The organism is Pseudarthrobacter adonitolis (assembly GCF_055412845.1).
This window is the reverse complement of the sequence record NZ_JBVAYW010000040.1, coordinates 1-6,562: the sequence shown is the minus strand read 5'-3', so window position 1 is coordinate 6,562 and position 6,562 is coordinate 1. Positions and strand designations below refer to the sequence as shown.

Here is a 6,562-nt window from a genome sequence, read left to right as displayed (position 1 = left end):
GCGGCCCGGCCGCAGGATCTCAGCCCCTGGGCAACGCCCGGGGGCTGAGTGCGTCCAGCGGAAACTGAGAAAGGCCGTCACAAACGGGGAATCGTCCCGCCCCGCGTAACTCTTCGGTAAAGGCACGGCTGTTTTGTATGCCCGGCGGGATCCGCTGACTATTCTGAAGCAGATAGCTGCAGAATCCGCAGCATCACCCTGCGTTCGGGCGCTTCCGGGTCCAAAGAATGGAAAGTCGTCCTGCGCCAGCCCATCTACGAGGCCGCTCGCATCCTCCCCGTCGTCCCAGGAAGAATCCGGAGCTGGACCTGGAACTGCTCGCAGAGTTCCCGGCCGGATACAGGCACCTGGCCTACGCCCAGTCGCGCATTGGATACCCGGTCAAGCGCGACATGCCCGGCCTCACCGGACCCGCAGTCGAGAACCTGTATGAACGCGGAGCACGCTGGCTCTACGGAAAATAGCACCTCCGTTGTGCCGACCCACGGCGGGCAGGGCGTTGCGGCAAGGGGTTGCGATGATCCCTGGACACGCGACCCTCGGCCCGTCGGTCCTCCTGCTATCACTTACAGGCACGAGGAGGGCGCTCCCGGATTCGATCGGCATCGCCTCTGCTTCGACTGGCCCCCGGTTACCGGAGGTGTGAACGAGGCGATCCTGCAGCGAGAAATGACAGAAGTTTCGCAGAATCGACCAAGACGCCTATTGCCACAAGAACGCCTCCAAGCGCAGATAACTCCCCCAGGGGGACTCAACGGTGCAGGCGGTGACGCGCCAGGGCGTGTGCCTGGGTGTGACTGTTAGTTGGGAATGGCGGTTAATTCACCGCTGGAGATGGCGGTTCTAGCGTCGACAGTTCACCCCTCGTCGCAGCGATCGATAGAACCGGGCCGGTCGGCCGCCCGGGGCTTGCACCATCCATCCTGCGGTCGTTTGACACGGCGAGGGCCACATCGAACATTCTTGCCAAAGTGCTCGCCGGGATAAGCTGCGCTCCAACTAGTGCCCGTCGGAGGGAACAAAACCTTGATAGGGTTTCGATTCCCGGGGGAACAAGTCAAGACGAAGGAACCCCGGTATGCGGCTCAAAAGAATCAGATACGGGAGATGATGACACTTTCTGTTCCAACGTCAGGGGCTGCATACGCGCGATCACGCACGATTTTAGTTGGCTTCTTAGGGTCGGTCGTCCGAAAAATGGGCAATTGGATGCCGGTCGGAGGTGTCGTCGAGTTAATGGGACAGTGTGGTCTCGATGAGTCCAGCGTCCGAACGGCAATCTTTCGCCTGAAGAGACGCGGATGGCTCGTACCGGAAACCCGTGCTCGGGTAAAGGGATACGTCCTCAGTGAGGCAGCTTTGGAGTCACTCGCGGCCGGTGACGAGATCGTATGGCACGCGAGACAGCCCGCCAATCTCGATGACGGTTGGTGTTTTGTAAATTTCTCAGTCCCTGAAGCAGAGCGCTCACAGCGCTACAAGCTGAAGACTCATTTGGCGGGTCTTGGCTTCGGAAATATGGGTTCTGGCGTCTGGCTAGCCCCGGCCAGGATGGTAGAGGCAGCAAAACACGCGATTCACGAGCTTGGCCTCACCGATCAGTCGGCGGTTTTCGTTGGTAATTACGCTGGCGGACAAGACTTGTATAGCCTCGTGCAGAGAGGGTGGGATCTGGCAGAAATAGACGGACGTTACAGCGAATTTATCAAACTCCACAGATCCCAGGAAAGCCCGTTCGAGTCGAACGGTTTGATTGATGGACAGCAGGCCTTCGTTGACTACGTCACACTCATCGATCATTGGCGGAAGCTCCCCTTCCGGGATCCAGGGCTGCCGCGGGAGGTACTACCCGAAGAGTGGACGGCGCCGGCTGCGGGCGAGCTGTTTGAGAAGCTGGTAACTAAGCTCGAGGGTCGGGCCGTGGCTCATGTGGCTTTGTACTGGCCTTAGGCAGGAAGTGTGGTCAGCGAAACGCGGACAAGCAGTCAGCGCATAGACTGCGCCGAGCCGCCTGTCCGCGAGTCGCCTCATGGAACCTGAATTGATTGCCGGTGCTGGTCGATGGACCTTCCTTCGACCCAAGTCGTCATTGACCCTGAAGGATCAGGCGGCCCCTAAAACTACCCTTCATCCATCGAGACGATGAAGCACTGGTTGCCTCGGTTAGCTCCTCATGCGCTTTGTGCCGGCTCCCGTTTGGCGGCTTGGCAGACCAACTCTCGAAGGGAGGCGCCCACTCGTTCGAATTCCTCATCGGACACGCCTTCAAGCATGGGGGCGTCGCTCCAGTCATCTCGGTTGCCGAACAAGAAGGGCAAATCGAAGCAGTGCGCAGCGCCTACACCTTCCATCGGGCTGCTGGCCTCGAACACGACAACATCGCTGGGGATGCCACGTTCGCGCAGACTATTGGAGTAATCACGCACCGGCCTGCCGAAGTAGGCTTCCCCTGACGCGGTCCGAAGGAGGTCGTAGGCGGATGAAGCGTTGATTATCTCCGATTCTTCAAGAGCGAAAGCCTTCGCGACCGCCCGCGCCTGTTCCAGCGTGGCTTCTCGTTCTCTTGGCGATGCGAAGAAGAATGCGCCCATTTCATCGCGCGTGTAATGGAAAAGGACACTACTTACGTGTGTGTGTTCCGCCAATTGTTGGACGTCACTGATCCACGGTGGCACCATGCCCCCTGCAGAGGGTGTGAGACCCGAAAGTACCTCCCCCAGCTGCGTTTTAGTCGCAGCTGCCGCCTGGGCATGCGCCAGTAGAAGGCGGTGGACATCGACATCCTCCGGATCATCGCCCGCGAGGTTTTCGATTATTCGCTCATTGATAGCACCAATTCTGGTAGGTGACATGTCAAGTTTTACCACCGTACTCAGCATGATTGCGCGTTGCAGAAGGCCTTGTGCCTCAGGAATAACGCTCAGCAGCTGTGTGTACCATCCACCAGCGGACTGACCTGAAACGGTGACGTTCTCCGGGTTTCCGCCGACTCCGGCGATATTCAGCTTTACCCACGTAAGGGCCTCAATGAGGTCGCCAACCGGTCGATTTGGGTTGCCGCTGTCGTTTCCACCGACGAAGTGTCCAAGGGGACCGAGTCGGTAATTCACTGTGACTACAACAAGTCCCATAGAGGCGAGCTTCTGTCCGTCGTACCAAGATGCGGTCCCTCCCCCGGTGGAAAATGCTCCCCCGTGAAGGAATATGAGGACAGGAGCGTTCGTGGCATCTTCCTCCGCCCATATATTGAGCAGGAATGCATCCTCTTCTTGGGGATGACTTTCGATGCCGTGCCCCATAACGCCTGCAAGGCGTGAAGGAAGCTGTGGAAAGACGGCCGCTTTCGGACGACGATCCTGCCCGCGGCTAGATTGCGAAACAGGGGCCACTTCATCGAACCTCTGACCGTGCGCCAGTTCCCCGTACCGAACGCCAGAGAAATGCCAGATGTCTCCGGCTAGTTCACCGGTGATCATGCCGCCGGTAGTCTGGATCTCCTGTGTCACCTTTGAGTCCTTCATGCTTTGCCTACAAGGCTATTAATTGCCTCAGTGGGCTCATCAGATCCGGTTCCGGCCTTTGAAATGTTCCGGCCGAGTATGCCGATGATGACAAGACCAAGTGCTACGGGTGCAAGGGTAAAGAGCACGATCTGACTTGCCGGAACTGAAAGCGCGAGCAACAGTCCTCCAATGCTGGGGCCGAGAATTGAAGCCAGACGGCCCCAAGCTGAAGCCCAGCCGATCGCGGTGGCACGAAGTGAAATTGGGAAGAGCGCTACGGCGATACCAACCTGCCCGACCATACCGCCGACCAATCCACCAGCACCGACCGCCAGCAGCGCCAGTGTGAGTACCGGGTTCACGTTGATGAGGGCAAAGCTAAGTATCGCCGCAGCGGACACGAGCATGATGATGAAGATCGAGCGTGAAATCCCCAGTCGTGCGGCTACCAAGAGCATGATGATGCCGGACACTATTCCACCAAAGCCGATGGCCGCTGACGCCAATGGGGCTTCAGTCGCACTAAACCCGTACTGAAGAAGCAGCGTGGGACCCCATGACGCCAAGGTGTAATTAGCGAGGAAGATGGAGAAGGCGAAAACCCAAAGAAGAACAGTGTTCTTGGCTCGTCCCTCAGTGAAGAGCTCTTTAACCAAAGAGTTTTTGACGATTCGTTCTTTAGTCGACACTTGGGACCGGCTGATTACCAATGGCGTGACGATGGCAAAGACGATGGGAGCGATTCCGCCGATCAGGAAGAGTGAATCAACGCCCAATCCAGCGATGATGGGACCAGCAGAAAGGCCACCAACCAGCACTCCAGAAGAAAGCCCGAGATTCACTGCAACCGCGATGCTGCTGCGAGACCGGACACTCGCGTGTTCAGTGGCGATGCTGACCGCAACAGGGAAGATGAGCCCGAGCCCGACACCAGTCATAGTCCGAATGACTCCTAGGAGGGTCAAGTCCTGGCTATCCAGGCACACGGCCGTTGCAATGGATCCGACGCCAACAATCACTTGCGCCACAATCAGAACAACCCGGCGCTCAATTCGGGCGGCGAGAGGCCCAGCGGCCAGGTAACCAACAACGACTCCTAGGCTCGTGAGCACGATGAGAGAGGTCAGCCCTGCGGGCTTGATACCCCACTCCGTGGCGATCGACGGAACTGCGACTGAGACTGTAGCCGAGTCGTATCCGTCAATCAGAAGAATAAGGAAACAGACAACTAAGACGAGAGGTTGAGTGCGCGGAGGCACAGGTGGGGCGGAGGCCATAACGTTTTCCCTTCTAGAGACGGCAAACAAACCAAAGATCCCACAAAATTTGCGATCGCACGAGAGGTGTAATTTTGTTGCGCTCGTCACATGTGTCTGTCAGTTAGAAGTTGCACCGACCAGGACCCGCGCAGGCGGCGGAGAATGGCGCCTTTGGTCCCTCTGAACTTTCCATCGCGCCCTACGTCACAAAAATGTGACGTTCGTAATAAATGATCAACATTGCGCCCGAGGGGCACTGGTCGAGGCTTCTGGAACGTGCAACATTGACCGGGGACTGTCAGCTGTGAGTGTAGACAACGATCACGGGGTGGGGGAGCTGCTGGTTAGCGGGCGCAGCGCGCCCGCAGGGGTGTGGTGCCCGGCGGGGGTGGGGGAGCGGGCCAGGAGGGCACGCCGCCGCCCGTAGGGTCGGGCTGGGACCGGGTGTGTTTCGTCAACTTTAGTAGGCCATTTCAGCGCTAAGAATCAGGCCACCTCGGCACGTTTCCAGGCCATTTCAGCTGTTTGGTTATTTCATCAGGGCATTTTTGACTCTGTAGCACTCCCCGCGGAACTGCAGAAGCCGTCCGTGGTGCACCGGCCGGTCGATGACGGCCGCGGCCATGTTGTCGTCCCCGAACACGGTTCCCCACCGGGAGAACTCGAGGTTGGTGGTGATGATGAGGCTGCGTTTCTCGTAGCCGTCCGCGATGACTTGGAACAGGAGCCTGGCTCCTTCGGTGTCGATCGGCAAATAACCCAGTTCATCAATTGCGATCAGCTGGTTTTTGGCCAGGGATGCGAGCTCATTATCCAGCCGGTCCTCGTCCTTGGCTCTGCGCAGCATCATGACCAGGGCTGAGGTAGTGAAGAAGCGGGCCGGGATGCCTTGTCGGCAGGCGGCTGCCACCAGGGTGGTGGCCATGTGGGTCTTGCCGGTGAAGCCCTGGAAATCCCCAGCCAGCGGCACATTCACTGGATGGGAAACTGCGCGTCCTTCGCCTGAACAGGACGGTAGAGATCCTCTACCGTTGTTCTTTGGCGAAGAACGCGGAAACTTTTTTAGGAAGTCGTTCTCCCTTTCGACCTCACGCAGCCGGGCTTCCAATGCCTTGTACTTCGCGGCATCCACCGGGTCATCTGGCCTGCCGCCCGCCCCGGTTGCTGCATCACGGTGCAGCTGCACCCACCGCTTCAGCGCCGTGACGGAGACGCCGACTTCGGGGGCGACGGACGTAGGCGACCGGCCGGAAGAAATCACAAGTTCCACGGCATTGGCCTTAAATTCATCGGAGTACGTTGGTCGAGCCGACATGAGCACAATCCTTTCAAACTGTGTCTCACATNCCAATGGGAGCGAATTGAATCGTTGATGCCCAGTTCCAACGGGAGCCGCGGCCGGCCGTTTCAGGATCACAGGTTGATCGTGGAAGGCATTATCTACCGTTTCCGGGCCGGAATTCCTTGGCGCGACCTGCCGGAGACGTTCGGCCCGTGGCAGACCGTCTGGAAACGCCACCGCCGCTTCAGCGGCGACGGAACATGGGACAAGATCCACTCCCGGATCCTGGCGGAGGCCGACTCGGCCGGGATGGTCGACTGGGAGGTCTCTGTGGACTCCACGGTCAACCGGGCCCACCAGCACGCCACGAACCTTCCCCGCCACACAGGGGGACCTCTCGAACTACATGAATCTGCTGGAGGAACCGCCTGACCACGCGATCGGGCGGTCCCGCGGCGGGCTGACAACGAAGATCCATCATCTCTGTGACGGCAAGATGCGCCCGCTGGTCATGCTGC

General features: G+C 58.8%; 5 protein-coding genes and 1 pseudogene. 3 read left to right on the top strand and 3 right to left on the bottom strand.

Annotated elements, in window-relative coordinates; genetic code table 11:
• Positions 1-227 precede the first annotated feature (227 nt).
• Together ACZYZ4_RS19185 and ACZYZ4_RS19180 are read left to right on the top strand one after the other, a co-directional pair.
• Positions 228-464, top strand: coding sequence for a hypothetical protein (locus ACZYZ4_RS19185; RefSeq protein WP_463863370.1), 237 nt, complete (start codon positions 228-230; stop codon positions 462-464).
• Between the two features lie 643 nt (positions 465-1,107).
• Positions 1,108-1,950 (top strand): PaaX family transcriptional regulator, encoded by an 843-nt coding sequence (locus ACZYZ4_RS19180; protein WP_463863369.1) that lies wholly within the window; start codon positions 1,108-1,110, stop codon positions 1,948-1,950.
• A gap of 221 nt (positions 1,951-2,171) precedes the next feature.
• Here ACZYZ4_RS19180 and ACZYZ4_RS19175 read toward each other — a convergent pair whose 3' ends face one another.
• The 3 genes from ACZYZ4_RS19175 to ACZYZ4_RS19165 form a co-directional block, all read right to left on the bottom strand.
• Positions 2,172-3,521 (bottom strand): carboxylesterase family protein, encoded by a 1,350-nt coding sequence (locus tag ACZYZ4_RS19175; protein ID WP_463863368.1) that lies wholly within the window; start codon positions 3,519-3,521, stop codon positions 2,172-2,174.
• Entirely contained in the window at positions 3,518-4,780 is a 1,263-nt protein-coding gene (locus ACZYZ4_RS19170) for an MFS transporter (RefSeq protein WP_463863367.1), read from the bottom strand. Before ACZYZ4_RS19170 ends, ACZYZ4_RS19175 begins: the two co-directional genes overlap by 4 nt.
• A 511-nt stretch (positions 4,781-5,291) precedes the next feature.
• On the bottom strand, positions 5,292-6,077 hold the full coding sequence (locus ACZYZ4_RS19165; protein ID WP_463863366.1) for an ATP-binding protein: 786 nt from the start codon (positions 6,075-6,077) through the stop codon (positions 5,292-5,294).
• A gap of 57 nt (positions 6,078-6,134) precedes the next feature.
• Here ACZYZ4_RS19165 and ACZYZ4_RS19160 point away from each other — a divergent pair.
• Positions 6,135-6,562, top strand: a pseudogene (locus ACZYZ4_RS19160) (IS5 family transposase); the annotation flags it as partial.